This is a genomic window from Actinokineospora sp. (genome assembly GCF_052390155.1).
GTDB lineage: Bacteria > Actinomycetota > Actinomycetes > Mycobacteriales > Pseudonocardiaceae > Actinokineospora.
The window spans coordinates 15,172-33,106 of sequence record NZ_JBQTHF010000056.1 but is presented as its reverse complement, the minus strand read 5'-3'; the positions used below and the strand labels follow the sequence as shown (position 1 = coordinate 33,106).

At 70.3% G+C, this 17,935-nt stretch carries 10 protein-coding genes and 2 pseudogenes; 10 read left to right on the top strand and 2 right to left on the bottom strand.

What is annotated here, in order from left to right; translation table 11 throughout:
• Positions 1-116: 116 nt before the first annotated feature.
• On the top strand, positions 117-2,000 hold the full coding sequence (locus tag ACT4N7_RS19140; protein ID WP_444830140.1) for a trypsin-like serine protease: 1,884 nt from the start codon (positions 117-119) through the stop codon (positions 1,998-2,000).
• 79 nt (positions 2,001-2,079) lie between these two features.
• The gene (locus tag ACT4N7_RS19135; RefSeq protein WP_444830139.1) at positions 2,080-3,000 is read left to right on the top strand and encodes a hypothetical protein; all 921 of its coding nucleotides are present in this window, start codon (positions 2,080-2,082) and stop codon (positions 2,998-3,000) included.
• A 74-nt stretch (positions 3,001-3,074) separates the two neighbouring features.
• Here ACT4N7_RS19135 and ACT4N7_RS19130 read toward each other — a convergent pair whose 3' ends face one another.
• Both ACT4N7_RS19130 and ACT4N7_RS19125 read right to left on the bottom strand, forming a co-directional pair.
• On the bottom strand, positions 3,075-4,661 hold the full coding sequence (locus ACT4N7_RS19130; protein WP_444830138.1) for a S8 family peptidase: 1,587 nt from the start codon (positions 4,659-4,661) through the stop codon (positions 3,075-3,077).
• Between the two features lie 129 nt (positions 4,662-4,790).
• The gene (locus ACT4N7_RS19125) at positions 4,791-6,353 is read right to left on the bottom strand and encodes a S8 family serine peptidase (RefSeq protein ID WP_444830137.1); all 1,563 of its coding nucleotides are present in this window, start codon (positions 6,351-6,353) and stop codon (positions 4,791-4,793) included.
• Positions 6,354-6,601: 248 nt separating this feature from the next.
• On the opposite strand from ACT4N7_RS19125, the gene ACT4N7_RS19120 reads away from it, so the two are divergent.
• The 8 genes and pseudogenes from ACT4N7_RS19120 to ACT4N7_RS19085 all read left to right on the top strand — a co-directional run bounded on the left by ACT4N7_RS19120 (position 6,602) and on the right by ACT4N7_RS19085 (position 17,933).
• Positions 6,602-9,499 carry an ATP-binding protein gene (locus tag ACT4N7_RS19120; protein ID WP_444830136.1) on the top strand — a complete coding sequence of 966 codons (2,898 nt, stop codon included), beginning with the start codon at positions 6,602-6,604 and terminating at the stop codon, positions 9,497-9,499.
• A gap of 344 nt (positions 9,500-9,843) precedes the next feature.
• Entirely contained in the window at positions 9,844-11,526 is a 1,683-nt protein-coding gene (locus tag ACT4N7_RS19115; RefSeq protein WP_444830135.1) for a M14 family metallopeptidase, read from the top strand.
• A gap of 180 nt (positions 11,527-11,706) precedes the next feature.
• Positions 11,707-12,513 (top strand): annotated as a pseudogene (locus ACT4N7_RS19110) (S1 family peptidase); the annotation flags it as partial.
• A gap of 24 nt (positions 12,514-12,537) precedes the next feature.
• Complete coding sequence (locus ACT4N7_RS19105) at positions 12,538-12,879, top strand: proprotein convertase P-domain-containing protein (protein WP_444830316.1); 342 nt, start codon at positions 12,538-12,540, stop codon at positions 12,877-12,879.
• Between the two features lie 138 nt (positions 12,880-13,017).
• Positions 13,018-13,818 (top strand): annotated as a pseudogene (locus ACT4N7_RS19100) (S1 family peptidase); the annotation flags it as partial.
• Positions 13,819-13,890: 72 nt separating this feature from the next.
• Complete coding sequence (locus tag ACT4N7_RS19095) at positions 13,891-14,190, top strand: proprotein convertase P-domain-containing protein (protein ID WP_444830315.1); 300 nt, start codon at positions 13,891-13,893, stop codon at positions 14,188-14,190.
• Between the two features lie 201 nt (positions 14,191-14,391).
• Positions 14,392-16,194: an AMP-dependent synthetase/ligase gene (locus ACT4N7_RS19090; protein WP_444830314.1), complete on the top strand. Its 1,803-nt coding sequence runs from the start codon at positions 14,392-14,394 to the stop codon at positions 16,192-16,194.
• Positions 16,195-16,241: 47 nt separating this feature from the next.
• Positions 16,242-17,933 carry a substrate-binding and VWA domain-containing protein gene (locus ACT4N7_RS19085; protein WP_444830134.1) on the top strand — a complete coding sequence of 564 codons (1,692 nt, stop codon included), beginning with the start codon at positions 16,242-16,244 and terminating at the stop codon, positions 17,931-17,933.
• Positions 17,934-17,935 lie beyond the last annotated feature (2 nt).

Sequence of the window (17,935 nt, the reverse complement as noted above, 5' to 3'; positions counted from 1 at the left end):
CCCTACGGATACGCATCCTGATTGTTCCTCACCGGGCGTCACTTGAAAGTGACCAGCAGCGAACCGCCGCCGTCCCTGCCTAGAGGCGAGCGTTCCTGATTCGGAGAGGAACCATCGTGAAACGAACACCACGGTCCTGGGGCCTGCTGGCGCTGGCCGCCGCCACGGTGCTGGTGCCGATCGGCACCAGCATCGCGGCCGCGGTCGAGCCGACCGCCGCCAGTCCGGCGACCACTCCCGCGGCGAACTTCGAGGGCGACACCGTTCCCGCCAGAAGCGGCGACGTGAGCCCGCTGTTCCACAACGGCGAGAACGCCACCGTGAGCGAGTTTCCCGGGATCATCGCGGGCCTGCGCGCGGGCGGTGTCCGCCCCGAGGGCCAGACCTGCTCGGGCACCGTCGTGGCACCGCGCAAGATCCTGATCGCCGCGCACTGCGCGGATGCCCAGGGCGAGAAGAGCTTCGTCTACGGCCTGGACGACCTCAAGGACTACAACGGCGGCAGCGGAACGGGTTTCGCGGTCAAGGTGGTCGAGTACAAGAAGCACCCGAAGTACGTCAACTTCGACCAGGGCTTCGACGTCGCGGTCGTCACGGTGGACCGCGACATCGCGCTCAAGGGCGGCGCGGCGTACCCGCGGGTGGCCACCTCCGCCGACGCCGGGCTCGAAGCGCCTGGCCGCAGCGGACTCGGCTTCGGCTACGGCAAGAAGGACTTCGACGACAACCTGCGCGACGTCACCCTGGACAAGGCGACCCTGCCGATCGTCAACGGCGCGCAGGTCTGCACCGGGGTCGGCGCGGGCTTCAAGGCCGCCACGATGGTCTGCGCGGGCTACCCCGACGGCCGCACGACGATCCTGCCCGGCGACAGCGGCGGCCCGCTGATCGTCGACAACAAGATCATCGGTGTCGCGTCGTGGAGCCGGGCCGACTTCAAGTGGTACGGCGTGTGGGGTCGACTCACCAACGAGATGGGCGACTGGGTCAAGCAGGAGATCGGCACGACGAACCCGCCGGTCGGCGACTTCGGCCTGTCGGTCAGCCCGACCAGCGGCTCTGTCGCGGCGGGCAAGTTCTTGTCCGCCACAGTGAACACCACCGTGGGCGAGAGCGGCGCGGAGAGCGCGACACTGTCGGCGTCGGGTCTGCCGAGCGGGGTCAAGGCGGTGTTCCAGCCGACCTCGGTCACCACCGGCTCGTCGGCGAAGATCACCTTCGACGCGGCGGCCGACGCGGCGAACGGCACCCATGAGGTCACCGTCACCGGCACCACGTCGAGCGGCAAGTCGGCCGCGGGTACGTTCTCGCTGACCGTGACCGGCGGCGGACAGCCCCCGGTTGGCGACTTCAAGCTCGCCGTGTCGCCGGGCAGCGTCAAGGTCGCCAAGGGCAAGTTCATCTCCACGACGGTGTCCAGCACCCAGGGTTCCGTTGGGGCGGAAGACATCTCGCTGTCCGCGTCGGGTCTGCCCAGCGGAGTCAACGCCGTGTTCCAGCCGACCTCGATCAGCACCGGGTCGACGGCGAAGCTGACCTTCGACGCCTCGGCCACGGCCACCGCGGGCACGTCCACCGTGACCGTCACCGGGACCAACGCGGCGGGCAAGACCGCGACCACCACGGTCTCGCTCACCGTCGAGGGCAGCACCGAACCGCCGGTCGGCGACGTCCGGGTCACCGCGACACCGTCGTCGGGCAGCGGGTGGCAGGGCCAGATCGTGCAGACGCGGGTGAGCGCGAGCGGCGGCACCGGCAACCTGACCCTGTCGGCCTCGGGCGCCCCCGCCGGCGCGCAGGTGCAGTTCAACCCGGCCACCATCGGGCAGAACGGCGCCAGCCAGGTCTGGCTGTTCACCAACTTCCAGACCCCACCCGGCAGCTACCCCATCACCATCAAGGCCACCTCGGCCGACGGAAAGACCGGCACCACCACGTTCACGCTGACCGTGACCCGGTTCGGCATGAACTCGGCCGGACCGAAGCGGATCGCGAGCTGACTCACCGCGACACCTGATCGGCAGGACGGCAGGCCCTTCACCCGAGGGCCTGCCGTCCTGCTTTGTGGAGGCAAGGATCATGAACAACCATCCCCGGTATCCCGAAGCCGTTGTGCTGGAGACCTTTCCCGCGGTGCTGTCGCGCACGATCGAGCGCAGCGGCATGAGCCTGGAACACCTGCAGCGGCGCGTTGCCGCGCGCGGCGCGAAGGTCAGCCTGTCGACCCTGAGCTACTGGCGCCGCGGCCGGACCCGCCCGGAACGCCCCGATTCGCTGCACGCGGTGCGCGTCATCGAGGAGGTGCTGGGACTGCCGAACGGGTACCTGCTGACGCTGCTGGGCCCCCGAAAACCCCGCGGGCGGTGGGTGTCGCGCGGCGGCCTCGTTCGGCCGCACGAGGCGTTGTGGGACACCACAACGGGTCTGGCGCCGATCCTGGCCGAACTCGGCGAACCCGAACCGACCGCACTGACCTACCTGAGCGTGCAGGACCAGCACTTCCTCGACCACCAGCGGCGCGACTACCACACCAGGGTGCGCATCGTGGTTCGGTCCGAAGTGGACTGGCTGGGCTCGTGTGTGGTGCTGCACCAGGCGGAACGGACCGACCGGGCGCTGCCCGTGGTCGTCGCGGGGACCGGCTGCCTGATCGGGCGCACGCGGACTCAGCCCGCGAGCCGGTTCACCGTCGCGGAGATCCTGTTCGACCGCAGGCTGAAAGCCGGGGACACGGCGATGTTCGAGTACGAGGTGCGCTGGTTCGGGGTCGGCCGGTCGACCCGGTACACCCGCGCCACCCGCCGCGCGACGCGGGAATACCTGCTCCAGGTCAACTTCCACCCGACCGCGCTGCCCGCGCGGTGCCACGAGTACGCGCAGACCACCGTGCGGGCGCCGGAAACGGTGCTGGGCAAGTTGGAGATCGGGACGCTGGCGGGGGTGCACGCGATCATGCGCGACTCCGACGCGGCGATCCGCGGCATCCGCTGGGACTGGTGAACCACGGCTTGGAGGCGTCCGATGTGGACGCCTCCAAGGCCGTACTTGTCAGTTGTCCGAACGCGGGACACGCCCTACAGGGTGACGGTCCAGGTGTCGATGGTGCCGGTGTCGTAGGTGTAGACGTCGGTCACCTGGAGTTTCCAGGTGCCGTTGCGGTTCTCCGCCGACGCGTCGACGGTGAAGGTCTCGTGCACGCCCGTGGCGGAACTGGCGCCGCGGGCCTTCTTCAGGCTGTGGACCGCGCCGGACGGGCCGACGAGGTCGATGGCGAGGTCACCGGTGTAGGTGTGGTTGATGTCCACCTTCACCTTGGTTGCGGCGGGCGCCTTGCCGGTGCAGTTGGTGACCGACACCGACGAGGACACCGGGGTGTTGTTGTCTGGAATGGACATATCGGTGCCGTTGGTGCCGCCGTTGCAGGTCGGCGGCTCCGGGTCGCCGCCGCCGATGAACCCGCTGTAGAGCAGCTTGTTCGGCGAGCCGGAACCCGGGTTGGTGACCTTGCCGTCGGTGGCGTTGGTGACCAGCGCGTCGCGAACCTGTTGCGGGGAAGCGGAAGTGTTGCCCGACAGGTAAAGCGCGCCGACGCCCGCGACGTGCGGGGAAGCCATTGACGTGCCGGACATGGTGGTGCTGCCGTTGTTGGACAGCGACGCCGAGGTGATGTTGTCACCGGGGGCGAAGATATCCGAGCACGAGCCGTAGTTCGAGAACGACGCGCGGGCATCCGTGCGGCTCGTGGCGTTCACCGTGATGATGTCGGCGATGTTGGCCGGGCCTGTCGCGCAGGCGTCGGCCGAGCTGTTGCCGGAGGCCGCGACGAGTTGGATGCCCGTGCGGAGCAGGCCCGCGATGGCGTCGTCGCCGATGTCGGCGCTGTCGAAAGTCCAACTAGCGTTGACGATGGCGGGTTTGACGCCGTTCGCGGTGATCCACTCGATGGCGCGTACACCCGCCGAGTCCGGCGCGCTGCCGCCGCAGTTCTCGCCGAGCATCCGAACCGACACCAGCTTGGCTTTCTTTGCCACGCCCCAGGTCTTGCCGCCGATCGTGCCGGACACGTGCGTGCCGTGGCCGGAACAGTCGATGCCTTCCCTGCCGTCGCCAACGAAGTCGGCGCCGACGCTCGCGCGGCCTTCGAATTCACTGTGCGCGGTCTGGATTCCGGTGTCGGTGACGTAGACCGTCACGTTCGACGCGGTGGCGGTGTAGTTGTACTTCGTGTCCAGCGGCAGGTTCCGCTGGTCGGTGCGGTCGATGCCCCAGGTCGCGTTGTCCTGGACCACGGCGGCGTGCGCGGTGCCGTCCTGGAACACGCGCTTGACCGCCGGGTCGGCCGCCAGCCTGCGCGCGCCCGTCTCCGACAGGCCCTTGACGAGGAAACCCCGCATCGACGCGGAGAACACGAAGTCCAGGTTTCCGCCGTAGGACTGGACCAGGCCAACGGAAGCGGCCTGGATCGACGCCGCGCTCGCGGTGGCGGCGCCGGGCTTGAGCGACACGACGAAGCCGCGGCCCGCCGCGGGTTGCCTGGCGCGCACGAAGTCCGCCTCGGCCGCGGTGGCCGGGCTCGCCACGGCCACCAGGGTCGCGGCGACGGACGCCACGCCCAGCACGGCGAGCGCGACCCGCCCGCGGGGGCGAGTTGTTCGGTGCATTTCTTGTCCTTCCACGAAGGTCGACACACGGCCGACAGAAGGGATCGCCATTCGGGAACACACGGCCCGGGCACCCGCGGCGCGATCGCACCGCGCGGCGGATGCCCGGGTTTCCTTGGACCGCGACGACTAGAAGGAGATCGTCCAGGTGTCGATGGTGCCGACGTCGTAGCTCAGGACGTCGGTCACCTGGAGCTTCCAGGTGCCGTTGCGGTTCTCCGCCGACGCGTCGACGGTGAAGGTCTCGTGCACGCCCGCCGCGGAACTGGCGCCACGGGCCTTCTTCACGTTGTAGACCGCGCCGGACGGGCCGACCAGGTCGATCACCAGGTCACCGGTGTAGGTGTGGTTGATGTCCACCTTCACCTTCGTCGCGGTGGACGCCTTGCCGGTGCAGTTGGTCACCGACACCGACGAGGACACCGCCGTGGCATTGTCTGGAATGGACACATCGTCGCCGTTGGTGCCGCCCGCGCAGGTCGGCGGCTCCGGGTCGCCGCCGATGAAGCCGACGTAGAGCAGGCTGTTGGTGGAGCCGGACCCCGGGCTCGTCACCACGTTCTTGGTTCCGTTGTCCACCAACGCGTTGCGCACCTGCGCCGGGGTGGCGGCGGTGTTGGCCGACAGGTACATCGCCGCCGCGCCAACGGTGTGCGGGGTGGCCATCGACGTGCCGCTGAGCTGGTGGGTGCCGCCGCCGTTCTTGGTGGAGGTGATGTTGGTGCCCGGCGCGAAGATATCGGTGCAGGAACCGTAGTTGGAGAACGAGGACCGGTTGTCCTGGTTGTCCGTCGCGTTGACCGTGATGGCCTCCGGCACCCGCGCGGGCGACGTGCCGCACGCGTCGGTGTTCGAATTGCCCGACGCCACAACGAAGGTGACGCCCGCCTGGATGGCCTTCTTCACCGCGTTGTCGGTGGCCGTGTCGCCACCGCCGCCGAGGCTCATGTTCGCCACCGCGGGCTTGACCGCGTTCTTGGCCACCCAGTCGACGCCCGCGATGATCTGCGAGAACTGGCCGGAGCCCTGGCAGTCGAGCACCCGGACGCTGATCAGGTTGACCTTCTTGGCCACCCCGTAGGTCTTGGCCCCGACCGTGCCCGCGACGTGCGTGCCGTGCCCCTGGCAGTCCGACGCGTCGCCGTCGTTGTCGATGAAGTCGTACCCGTCCTTGGCGCGGCCCTCGAACTCCGCGTGCTGCTTGTGGACGCCGGTGTCCAAGATGTACGCGTTCACGTTCGACGCGGTGTTGGGGTAGGTGTAGTTCGAGTCCAGCGGCATGGCGCGCTGGTCGACCCGGTCGAGCCCCCAGGTGGCGTTGGGCTGCGTGTCGGTCATCCGCGCGACGCCGTCCTGCTGCACGTACGCGACGGCCGGGTTCGCGGCGAGCCGCTTGGCGCCCGCCTCGTCGAGCTGCACCGCGAAGCCGCGGATGGACGAGGTGTAGGTGAGCTTGACCTTGCCGCCGTACTGCCTGGCCAGGTCGAACGCCGCGCCGTTGGTGGCCGGGGCACCCGCCGTGGCGTCCTTGAGCACGACGATGTAGCTGCCCGCGACCGGCTGGGCGGACCCGAGGATCGCGCCGGTCGCCGCTTGGGCGGACACCGGGACGGTCGCGACAGCCAGCACGGCGGCGCCCGCGGCCAGGCAGGCTACGGCGACCCGGCGGCGGGTTTTGCGATCATGTCGCATCTAGCTTCTCCATTTCGCTCCACCGGGTGAACGGCGCCACTCGGAGGCGTGGCCGTCGGGCAGGGTAGGTAACTGACAGCCACTTGCGGATCACCATCGGGCGGCGGCGGAGCGCGAACAATCCGGGTATCGGTACGTAGGGATACCCGTCTTTCACTGAAGATCGACTACTCGCAACCGAGTTTCAGATCACCGCGAAGCCGCCTACGCTCCGAAAAACACACCCCAACCCTGATCCGGGAAAGTGGATGACGCGGACACCGAAACCGAACGCGAACCGCGCCACCTTGATGCGGACCAGCTCCCCCGTGCTGGTCGGCCGGGGCCACCAGCTCGGTTCCCTGCGCTCGGCGGTGCCCGCCCAACCGGCGGTGATCATGATCGAGGGCGAGGCGGGAGTCGGGAAGAGCAGGCTCGTCCGCGAACTCCTGGACACCGACCTCGGCCCGCTGTCCGTCCTGATCGGCTACTGCCAGCCCGTCGGCGAGCCGTTTCCCTACGGCGCGGTCCTGGAAGCCCTGCGGGGCGCGGACGAACGCCTCGGCCACCGTCCCAAACTGACTCCCGTGACCGGGGTGATCGGCCCGCTGCTGCCCGAGATCAGCGAGTTCCTGCCGGACCCGCTGCCGCCGACCGGCGACCCGCGCGCGGATCGGCACCGGCTCTTCCGCGCCCTGCGCGAGCTGCTGAGCGCGCTTGGCCCGGTGCTGCTGGTGATCGAGGATCTGCACTGGGCCGACGACGGATCGCGCCAGCTCCTGCGGTTCCTGATGGGCGACCCGCCCGCGAACCTGACCATCGTGGTCACCTACCGCCGCGAGGACACCCCCGGCGGCATCCCGCTCGGCACGGCCTACCGCCCGCCCACCGGGATCACCAGCATGCTCGTCGAACTCGGCCCGCTCGACGTCGACGAGGTGCGCGCGCTGACCGCGGCGATCCTGGACGAGGACGCGGTGTCCGCGGAGTTCGCCGCGAAGCTGCACGAGCGCACCGCGGGCATCCCGTTCGTGGTCGAGGAGACGCTGCGGGCGCTGCGCAACCCGGCTGGCGCGGTGCACGCCGACGGCGCCGCCGCGCGCAGGCTGCTCGACACCGTCGAGGTGCCCGTGCTGCTGCGCGACGCGATGGCCGAGCGGCTCGCGGCGCTGCCGACCACGGCCACCCGGCTGGCGCAGGCCGCCGCCGTGCTGGGCGTACCCGCCCCGGCCGAGCTGCTCGGCGAGGTCGCCGCGATCGCCGCGCCCAGGGTCGGCGCCGCACTCACGCACGCGCTCACCGGGCACGTGCTGCACGAGGTCGAGGGCGGTCGCTACGGGTTCCGGCACGCGCTGGCCCAGCAGGCGGTCTACGACACCCTCGGCGGACCAGACCGCCGCAAGCTGCACACCCGGGCCATCGACGCGCTCGACCAGGTGGAGCCGCGCCCGCTGGTGCAGCTCGCCGAGCACAGCGAGCGCGCGGGCCGGGTGGCCGCGTGGCTGCACTACGGCGAGGCGGCGGCCGACCGGGCCACCGAGTTGGGCGACGCGGCCACCGCCACCGGGCTGCTGCAGCGGCTGCTCGCCGAGCCGTCGGTGCCCGCGCAGGACGTCGACCGGCTGGCGATCAAGCTCGGCCGGGTCGCGCACACCGGCCTCGACCAGCACGATCCGACCGAGACCCTGGAGCGGCTGCTCAACGACCGCAGGCTGTCGACGTCCGCGCGCGGCGAGGTGCGGCTCTACGGCGGACTCCTGCTGATCCGGCAGGCGGGCAGACTGGCCGAGGCCCGCTCGGAGATCGAGGTCGCCTTCCACGACCTGACCGAGCGGCCCGACCTGGCCGCCAAGGCCACGGCCGTGCTGGGCCAGCCGTTCGTCGGCATGGCGACGCTGGCCGAACTGGAGCCGTGGCTGCACCTCGCCGACCGGTACCGCGCCGCGTGCGCCGACAACGAGCTGCGGATCTCCTTGCTGGCCAACGAGTTCGGCTCCAAGCTGCACGTCGGCGACCCGTCCGTGCTGCGCGGTCTCGGCCAGCTCCCGGACACCGGGGCCACCGCGGGCGAGCAGCGCCAGCTCGCCCGCGCACACTGCAACCTGGCCGACGCGTGCACGTCGGTCGGCCATTTCCGGCTCGCGGGCGAGCTGCTGCGCAGCGGGCTGCGGCTGGCCGCCGAGTGCGGGGCGCCGTTCGTGGTGAGCACCGCCCGCGCCACCCAGGCCCGGCTCGACTGGTTCACCGGCGAGTGGACGGGCCTGGCCGACCGGGCCGCCCGGCTGCTCGACGAGTACCGCGACCTGTTCCCGGTGGCCAGCGAGCTGTGCCTGGTGCTCGGCTCGCTGGCGGGCGCCCGCGGCGAGTGGGCGGAGGCCACCAGCCTGCTCACCGAGACCGGCGCGTTCGCCCCGGCAGAGTCCATCACCCCGGTCGCCATCGCGGGCTGCGCCGGTCTGGCGTGGACGATGCTCGCGCAGGACGAGGTGGCGCGGGCCTGCGTGGACGCCGACCGCGGCCTGGACATCGTGCGCACCAAGGGAGTCTGGGCGTGGGCCAGCGAGATCGGCCCGGTCGCGGTGGCCGCCTACCTGGCCGCCGGACGCGAGCGGGACGCGGCCGGGCTGGTCGAGGAGATCGCGACAGGCATCGCGGGCCGGGACGTGCCGGTCGCCGTGGCGGCGCTGGCGCAGTGCCGTGGGCGGCTCGCCGAGTCCAGCGGTGAGCTCGTCGAGGCTGTCGAGCACTACCGGGAGGCGGGCGGGGCCTACGAGCGGCTGCCCGCGCCCTACTTCGCCGCGACCGTGGCCGAGCGGGAGGCGATCTGCCTGCTGCCGTCCGACAGCGAGAAAGCCACGGAGGTGCTGTCCGCCCTGGTCGACACCTTCGACGCGCTCGGCGCCACCCGCGACGCCGCCCGGTGCAGGCACCTGCTGCGCGGCATGGGCGGCGCCAAGCCGTCGCGCCGCGGCAGGCGCGGCTACGGCAACGAGCTGTCGCCGCGCGAGCACGAGGTGGCCAGGATGCTCGCGGGCGGACACACCAACCGCGAGATCGCCGACGTGCTGTTCCTCTCGCCGCGGACCGTCGAGCAGCACGCCGCGCGGGTGCTGCGCAAGCTGGGCGTCGCCTCCCGCGCCGAGTTGCAGGCCGACGACCTGGCATAGCCGGGTGGGGAGGGAGACGAGGGCGTTGGCGTCTCCCTCCCCGGGAGGCACACGGTGCCCGCGCCCGGACGGGCCGACAAGCCGGACACCGGTAGGTAGGCGTACGTATCTTTCGCGCGGTCCGGTGGGGCGGGGCCGCGCGGAACGTGAAACAAGTGTGAATTAAACGGGAACGAAGCACCTCTTCCGCAGCCTTGTGATGGTCACGATCAACGGGTCAGTATTCGTGCTGTCAACGTCGGACAGTCGCGGTCGTGAGGGCACCCAAGGGTTCGACCGGGCGGTTCGGCACAAAGCACACCCTCCAGTGCCGGAAACTCCGGCACTCCCTGCAGGAGGCACGCGTGAAACGCAAACGCCTGTCCGTATTGGTCGGGGCGGCAGCCGCCATGACCATGATCTTCTCGATGAACGGCAATGCGACCGGCGCCCCGCCGGAGACCGCGGGCGCCCGGGCGTCGGCCGAATACCACGTTCTCGGGGTCAAAACGTCCCAGCAGCGCAGCGCCGTCGCGGCGACCGGTGCGGCGATCAACGGCACCGAGGACAGCCGGGTCATGATCACGGCGACGCCCGCCGAGGTCGCCAAGATCCGCGCCCAGGGCTACAAAGTCGAGGCGGAGGCCGTGGCGTCCCCGTCCGCGGCGGGCGCCCGCGGCGCCATCTCGCCCGCGGACTTCCCCGGTGCCGACTCGAATTACCACAACTACGCCGAGATGACGGCCGAGTTGAACGCCGCGGCCGCGGCCTACCCCGCCATCCTGAGCAAGCAGGTCATCGGCAAGACCTTCCAGAACCGCGACCTGTTCGCGATCAAGATCTCGGACAACGTCACGACCGACGAGAACGAGCCCGAGGTGCTGTTCACCTCGAACCAGCACGCCCGCGAGCACCTGACCGTCGAGATGGCCCTGTACCTGGTCAAGACGTTCACCCAGAGCTACGCCTCGGACAGCCGGATCAGGGGGCTGGTCGACTCCCGGGAGATCTGGATCATCCCGTCGATCAACCCGGACGGCGCCGAGTTCGACGTCGCCACCGGCTCCTACGCCGGCTGGCGCAAGAACCGGCAGACCAACGCGGGCTCGTCCAACGTGGGCACCGACCTCAACCGCAACTGGGACTACAAGTGGGGCTGCTGCGGCGGTTCCTCTGGCAGCACCGGCAGCGAGACCTACCGCGGCACGGCCCCCGAGTCCGGCACCGAGGTCAAGGTGCTGTCGAACTTCGTGCGCAGCCGGGTGATCGGCGGCAAGCAGCAGATCACCGTCGGCATCGACTTCCACACCTACAGCGAGCTGATCCTGTGGCCGTTCGGCTGGACCACCGCGAACACCGCGCCCGGTCTGACCGTCGAGGACGAGCGCGTGTTCTCCACCATCGGCCGCGCGATGGCGCAGACCAACGGCTACACCCCGGAGCAGTCCTCCGACCTGTACATCACCGACGGGTCGATCGACGACTACCTGTGGGGCGTGCACAAGATCTACGGCTACACCTTCGAGATGTACCCGGGTAGCGGTGGCGGCCTGTCCGGCTTCTACCCGCCCGACGAGGTCATCCCGGCGCAGACCGCGCGGAACAAGGACGCCGTGCTCTACCTGCTCGACTACGCCGACTGCCCGCGCCGGGTCATCGGCCTGACCTGCGACGGCACCCCGCCGCCGCCGCCCCCGCCGGGCACGGTCTTCGAGAACACCGCGAACGTCACCATCCCGGACGCGGGCGCGGCCATCACCAGCAACATCACGGTCAGCGGCGTGGCGGGCAACGCCCCGTCCGGCCTGCAGGTGGGCGTGGACATCAAGCACACCTACCGCGGCGACCTGGTCATCGACCTGATCGCCCCGGACGGCAGCGCCTACCGGATGAAGAACTCCAGCGGCAGCGACTCCGCGGACAACGTGATCACCACCTACACGGTGAACGCGTCCACCGAGGTCGCCAACGGCATCTGGAAGCTGCGGGTCCAGGACGTCTACAGCGTAGACACCGGCTTCATCGACTCCTGGAAGCTCACCTTCTGACGCCACCGCGCCAGGAGAGAACTCACGATCGGATGCTCCGGGTCGGCTGACCACTCGTCGGCCCGGAGCATCTCCATACACGGCCGCCCATCGGGCGGTTGGCAGCAAACCCCTGCGTAACCACGACATCGTCGACCGTCCATCCCCCTGCTTCCACTGTGGACAGTCGCGAAAGGAATCATCGTGCGCAAGAACCTCTTCGGGAAGGCGGGTGCCCTGGCAGCGGGCATCGCGGCCGTCCTGGTCACAGCGGCGGGCCAAGCCGTCGCGGCTCCCCCGCCCACCGACCCGGGCGACCTGACGCCCCAGGTCGTCGGCGGCACCACCGCGGCCAAGGGCGAGTTCCCCTGGCTCGTCCGGCTCTCCATGGGCTGCGGCGGCGCCATGTACACCACCCAGATCGTGCTCACCGCCGCGCACTGCGTCGACGGCACCGGGCCGGACACCAGCATCGGCGTCACCTACGGCGTCGTCGACCTGCAGGACTCCACCAGGATCACCCGGACCTCGACCTACGTGCACTCCGCGCCCGGGTTCAGCGACGTCACCACCGGCAAGGACTGGGCGCTGATCAAGCTCAACAGCCCGATCCCCGGTGCCGCGCTGCTCCCCATCGCCACCACCACGGCCTTCGACAGCGGCACGTTCACCATCGCGGGCTGGGGCTCCACCAGTGAGGGCGGCGGCCAGCAGCGGTACCTGCGCAAGGCGACCGTGCCGTTCGTCAGCGACACCACGTGCAGCGCGGCGGGCAGCTACCCGAACCTGGTGAAGCCCGACTCGATCTGCGCGGGCTTCCAGCAGGGCGGCGTGGACACCTGCCAGGGTGACTCCGGCGGCCCGATGTTCCGCCGGGACGCCAACAACGCCTGGATCCAGGTCGGCATCGTGAGCTGGGGCGACGGCTGCGCGCGGCCGAACAAGTACGGCGTCTACACCCAGGTGAGCACCTTCGCCGCCGCGATCCAGGCGGCCGCCGCGAACCTCGGCACCCCGCCGCCCGGCGGCAAGGTGTTCGAGAACACCACCAACGTCAACATCCCCGACGCGGGCGCCGCGGTCACCAGCGCCGTGTCGGTCACCGGGGTCACCGGCAACGCGCCCGCGACGCTGCGGGTCGACGTGGACATCAAGCACACCTACCGCGGCGACCTGGTCATCGATCTGGTGGCCCCGGACGGCAGCGCCTACCGGCTGAAGAACTCCAGCGGCAGCGACTCCGCGGCCAACGTGATCACCAACTACTCGGTGAACGCGTCGTCCGAGGTGGCCAACGGGAGTTGGAAGCTGCGCGTGCGTGACGTCTACAGCGCCGACACGGGCTTCATCGACTCCTGGAAGCTCACCTTCTAGTTCCGCTCCACCTGATCAGACCGCCGAGAGAGACACGCCCCGGACGGGCCGCACCGCCCGTCCGGGGGCTCCCGACCGAGCCGGTCCGACCCCGGGCGGGCTCCGGTGCATCCGTGTGGAAGTGGGAAGGGACAACCAGTGACTGAGGGCACCTGGATCGGCAAGTTCCGCAAGGCGGTGCTGGTGACGGCGGGCGTGGCCGCGATCATCAGCGCCGCGGGGGCCACCACGGCCGCGGCCGCGCCACCATCGGATCCCGTGACGCCGCAGGTCGTCGGCGGCACCCGGGCCGCCCAGGGCGAGTTCCCCTGGATGGTGCGGCTCTCGATGGGCTGCGGCGGCGCGATGTACAGCGACAACCTCGTGCTGACCGCGGCGCACTGCGTCAACAGCACGGGCAACAACACCAGCATCACCGCCACCTACGGCGCGGTCGACCTGCAGGACCCCGCCAGGGTCACCCGGCAGTCGAACTACGTCTACCGCAACCCCGGCTACTCCACGTCGGCGGGCGGTGACTGGGCGCTGATCAGGCTCGCCACCCCGATCACCGGCGCGGCCAAGCTGCCGATCGCGACGACCACGGCCTACGACACCGGCACGTTCACCGTGGCGGGCTGGGGCGCGGCGACCGAGGGCGGCGCGCAGCAGCGCTACCTGCTCAAGGCCGACGTGCCGTTCGTCAACGACACCACGTGCAGGCAGGCGTACCCGAGCATGAAGGTCGCCGTGGAGATCTGTGCGGGCTTCCCGCAGGGCGGCGTGGACACCTGCCAGGGCGACTCCGGCGGCCCGATGTTCCGCCGGGACGCCAACAACGCCTGGATCCAGGTCGGCATCACCTCCTACGGCCAAGGCTGTGCCCGGCCGAACTACCCGGGCGTGTACGCCGAGGTCAGCGCGCTGTCCGCGGCTATCGCGCAGGCGGCGGCCAACCTCGGCGGCGGCACCCCGCCGCCCACCGGCAAGGTCTTCGAGAACACCAGCAACGTCAACATCCCGGACGCGGGCGTGGCCGTGACCAGCAACATCGCGGTCACCGGGGTCGCGGGCAACGCCCCGTCCGCGCTGCAGGTCGGCGTGGACATCAAGCACACCTACCGCGGCGACCTGGTCATCGACCTGATCGCCCCGGACGGCTCGGCGTACCGGGTGAAGAACTCCAGCGGCAGCGACTCGGCCGACAACGTCATCACCACCTACACGGTCAACGCCTCCACCGAGGTCGCCAACGGCACGTGGAAACTGCGCGTCCAGGACGTCTACAGCGTCGACACCGGCTTCATCGATTCGTTCAAACTGACCTTCTGATCCACCCGCGAGGCCCCGGCCGGGACACCTGTCCCGACCGGGGCCTTGCGCGTGTCCGGTAGGTCAGGTTTCGATTGCGTACACCCTCTGGCCGTTCGCGGAGGTTGCGGGCAAGATACCGACAAAGTTACCGCTAGGTAGCCGAGCTTGTCTCCGATCGGGCAAGCCCGAGCGCTCACCGTGGCCGTCGAGGAGCAGATCATGCGCGAGTTCGCCGTCCCATCCGTCGCGAAGCGTGAAGAGACTGGCGGGCTGGCCGACCTGGTCTACACGAACGCCGCGGAGGCGGGCCACCAGGTGGCGTTCCGCCGCCGAACCCCGGGCGGGCCGTGGCACGACGTGACCTGGGAGCAGTTCCACACCGAGGTCGTCGACGCCGCCAAGGGCCTGATCGCCGCGGGCATCGGCGCGGGCGACCGGGTCGCCATCCTGGCCGCGACCCGCTACGAGTGGACCCTGTTCGACTTCGCCATCTGGGCCGCGGGCGCGGTCCCGGTGCCGATCTACGTCACCTCCTCGCCCGAGCAGGTGCAGTGGATCCTCGCCGACTCCGGCGCCGTCGCGGTGATCGTGGAGTCCGGCGAGCACAAGGCCAGGGTCGAGGGCGTGCGGCACAATCTGCCCGCGCTGCAACACGTCTGGGAGATCGAGGACGGCGCGGTCGAGACGATCGTCGCCGCGGGCAAGGACACCGACTCCGGCGCCGTCGACGCGCGGCGCAAGGCGGTCACCGGCACGGACGTCGCCACGATCATCTACACCTCGGGCACCACCGGCCAGCCCAAGGGCTGCGTGCTGACCCACGACAACTTCTTCGCCGAGTGCGGCTACGCCACCGACGTGCTGGCGCCGCTGTTCAAGGGCAAGAACAGCACCGAGGACCCCACCACGCTGCTGTTCCTGCCGATCGCGCACGTGTTCGGCCGGATGGTCGAGGTGGGCTGCGTCTACACCCGCGCCACCATGGGCCACGGCCCGGACGTCAAGAAGTTGCTCGACGACCTCGCCACCTTCCAGCCGACCTTCATCCTGTCGGTGCCCTATGTGCTGGAGAAGGTCTACAACGGCTCGCGGCAGAAGGCGCACGCCGCGGGCAAGGGCAAGATCTTCGACGCGGCCGCGGCCACCGCGATCGCCTTCAGCGAGGCCGAGGGCAAGGCCGGGCTCGGCCTCAAGCTCAAGCACGCGCTGTTCGACCGACTGGTCTACTCGAAGCTGCGCGCCGCCCTGGGCGGCAAGGCCAAGTACGCCATCTCCGGCGGCGCGGCGCTGGGCCTGCGGCTCACCCACTTCTACCGCGGCATCGGCCTGGTGGTGCTGGAGGGCTACGGCCTCACCGAGACCACCGCGTCGGGCACGGTCAACGCGCCGGGCAACTTCAAGGCGGGCACCGTCGGCCAGCCGCTGCCCGGCACCACGATCCGCATCGCCGAGGACGGCGAGATCCTGATCAAGGGCGAGCAGGTCTTCCGCGGCTACTGGAACAACGATGCCGCGACCAAGGAGACGATGACCGAGGACGGCTGGTTCGCCAGCGGCGACCTCGGCGCGCTCGACGACGAGGGCTTCCTGTCGATCACCGGGCGCAAGAAGGAGATCCTGGTGACCAGCGGCGGCAAGAACGTCGCGCCCGCCGTCATCGAGGACCGGATCGCCGCGCACCCGCTGGTCGGCCAGGCCATGGTGGTCGGCGACGGGCAGAAGTACATCGCCGCCCTGATCACCGTCGACACCGAGTACTTCACCTACTGGAAGACCACGGTGGACAAGCCCGCCGGGGCCACGGTGACCGAACTGGCCGAGGACCCCGACCTGCTCGCGGAGATCCAGAAGGCGGTCGACGAGGGCAACGCCGCGGTGTCCAAGGCGGAGTCGGTGCGCAAGTTCCGCGTGCTGGACACCGAGTTCAGCCCGGAGACCGGCCACCTGACGCCTTCGCTCAAGCTCAAGCGCCGGGTGATCATGAAGGACTTCGGCGCCGAAGTGGACAGTCTCTTCACCTGAGACAGCCCGGCTTGATCCGTCCGTAGCTGCTGGAAGGCGAACCACCCATGGGACGACACTCGTCGACCACGGGGCGCAAGGCGGGCTTCCGCGCGCCGATCGTGCTGCTCAGCGCGGTGCTGGTGCTCGTGCTGGTCGGGTGGTTCGCCTTCGACTTCGTGCGGGACCGGCTCAGCGGGCCCGCGTGCGAGTCCACCACCGTCCTCAACGTCACCGCCGCGCCCGACATCGCCCCCATCGTCGACCAAGCGGCCAACCGGGTGTCCACAATGGACACAGAGTCCTGCTACCAGGTCACCGTGTCGAACCGGGATTCGGCGAGCACGGCGGAGTCGCTCGCGCTGTCCGACGGCTCCGAGAAACCCGACGTCTGGCTGCCCGAGTCGTCGCTGATGTTGCAGCGCGCCCAGGACAAGGGCGCGTGGACCACCCCGGTCTCCGGCACCTCGGTGGCCTCGTCACCGGTCGTGCTCGCGCTGACCGACGACCTCGCGGACACCCTCGGCTGGCCCGGCAGGAAGCCGACCTGGGCCGACGTGCTCGCCGCGCCGGACGCGCTGGTCGGCCTGCCCGACCCGGCCCGCGACTCGGTGGGGGTGGCCGCCCTGCTCGGCGTGCGCGATGCCGCCAAGCGCGCGGCCGACCCGGGCGCGGCGCTGACCACCACGCTGCGCAAGCTCTCGGCCAACACGCTGCCGCTGTCGGCGGACCTGTTCGCCCGGCTGCCCGGCGGCGGCAGCCCGGCCGAGCCGCTGGGCGCGTTCCCGTCCTCCGAACAGGCGCTGCTCAAGCACAACATCACCAGCTCGACCGCGCCGCTGGTGGCCGCGTACGCCGACCCGGCGGCGCCGTCGCTGGACTACCCGTACACCGTGCTGCCCACGACCACCGGCGACAAGCGCGCCGCCGCGCAGAAGTTCCTGGCCAGGCTGATCGCCCAGGACGCGGTGACCACCTTCGCCGACGCCGGATTCCGGGCGCCGGACGGGAAGGCGCTGCGCGACCGGTCGCAGGACAAGCGGACGGTCGTCACGCCGATCGAGCAGGTGTCCCCGCCCAGGGCCGAGGACGTCGACGGGGTGCTGAACCAGTGGGCCGGGGTCAACCTCAGCTCGCGGATGCAGGTGCTGCTCGACGTGTCCGGGTCGATGGCCGAGCCCGTGCCCGGTACCGGACTCGACCGGATGGCCGTCACGCTCAAGGCCGCCGAACTCGGCATCGGCCTGTTCCGACCGACGACCAAGTTCGGCATGTGGCTGTTCTCCACCAACCTCGACGGCGACAAGGACTACAAGGAACTGCTTCCCGTGCTGCCGGTGACCGACCAGCTCGCGGCCGGTGCGCTGGAGAAGCTGCGGGCCGTCCAGTCGGTCAGGGGCGGCGCCACCGGCCTCTACGACAGCGTGCTCGCGGCCTACCAGTCCGCCAGGCAGAACTGGGAGCCCGGCCGGATCAACCTGGTCGTGGTGCTGACCGACGGCAAGAACGAGGACCGCAACGGCATCACCCGCGACCAGCTCCTCGCCGAACTGGCCAAGCTCCAGGACCCCCGGCGCCCCCTGGTGATCGTCGGCATCGGCATCGGCCCGGACATCGACGTCGCCGAACTCGACGCGATCGCCAAAGCCTCGGGGGGTCAGGCGTTCACCACGCCCGACCCCACTAAGATCGGCGACATCTTCTACGCCGCTCTGAGCAGGCTGCTCTGCCAACCGCCGAGCTGCAAACCCGGCGCCTGAGC

Bases quoted from the DNA above. Each gene is read 5' to 3' on its own strand.
- ACT4N7_RS19130 (WP_444830138.1), bottom strand. From the start codon at position 4,661: ATGCACCGAACAACTCGCCCCCGCGGGCGGGTCGCGCTCGCCGTGCTG.
- ACT4N7_RS19125 (WP_444830137.1), bottom strand. From the start codon at position 6,353: ATGCGACATGATCGCAAAACCCGCCGCCGGGTCGCCGTAGCCTGCCTG.
- ACT4N7_RS19085 (WP_444830134.1), top strand. From the start codon at position 16,242: ATGGGACGACACTCGTCGACCACGGGGCGCAAGGCGGGCTTCCGCGCG.
- ACT4N7_RS19135 (WP_444830139.1), top strand. From the start codon at position 2,080: ATGAACAACCATCCCCGGTATCCCGAAGCCGTTGTGCTGGAGACCTTT.
- ACT4N7_RS19090 (WP_444830314.1), top strand. From the start codon at position 14,392: ATGCGCGAGTTCGCCGTCCCATCCGTCGCGAAGCGTGAAGAGACTGGC.
- ACT4N7_RS19120 (WP_444830136.1), top strand. From the start codon at position 6,602: ATGACGCGGACACCGAAACCGAACGCGAACCGCGCCACCTTGATGCGG.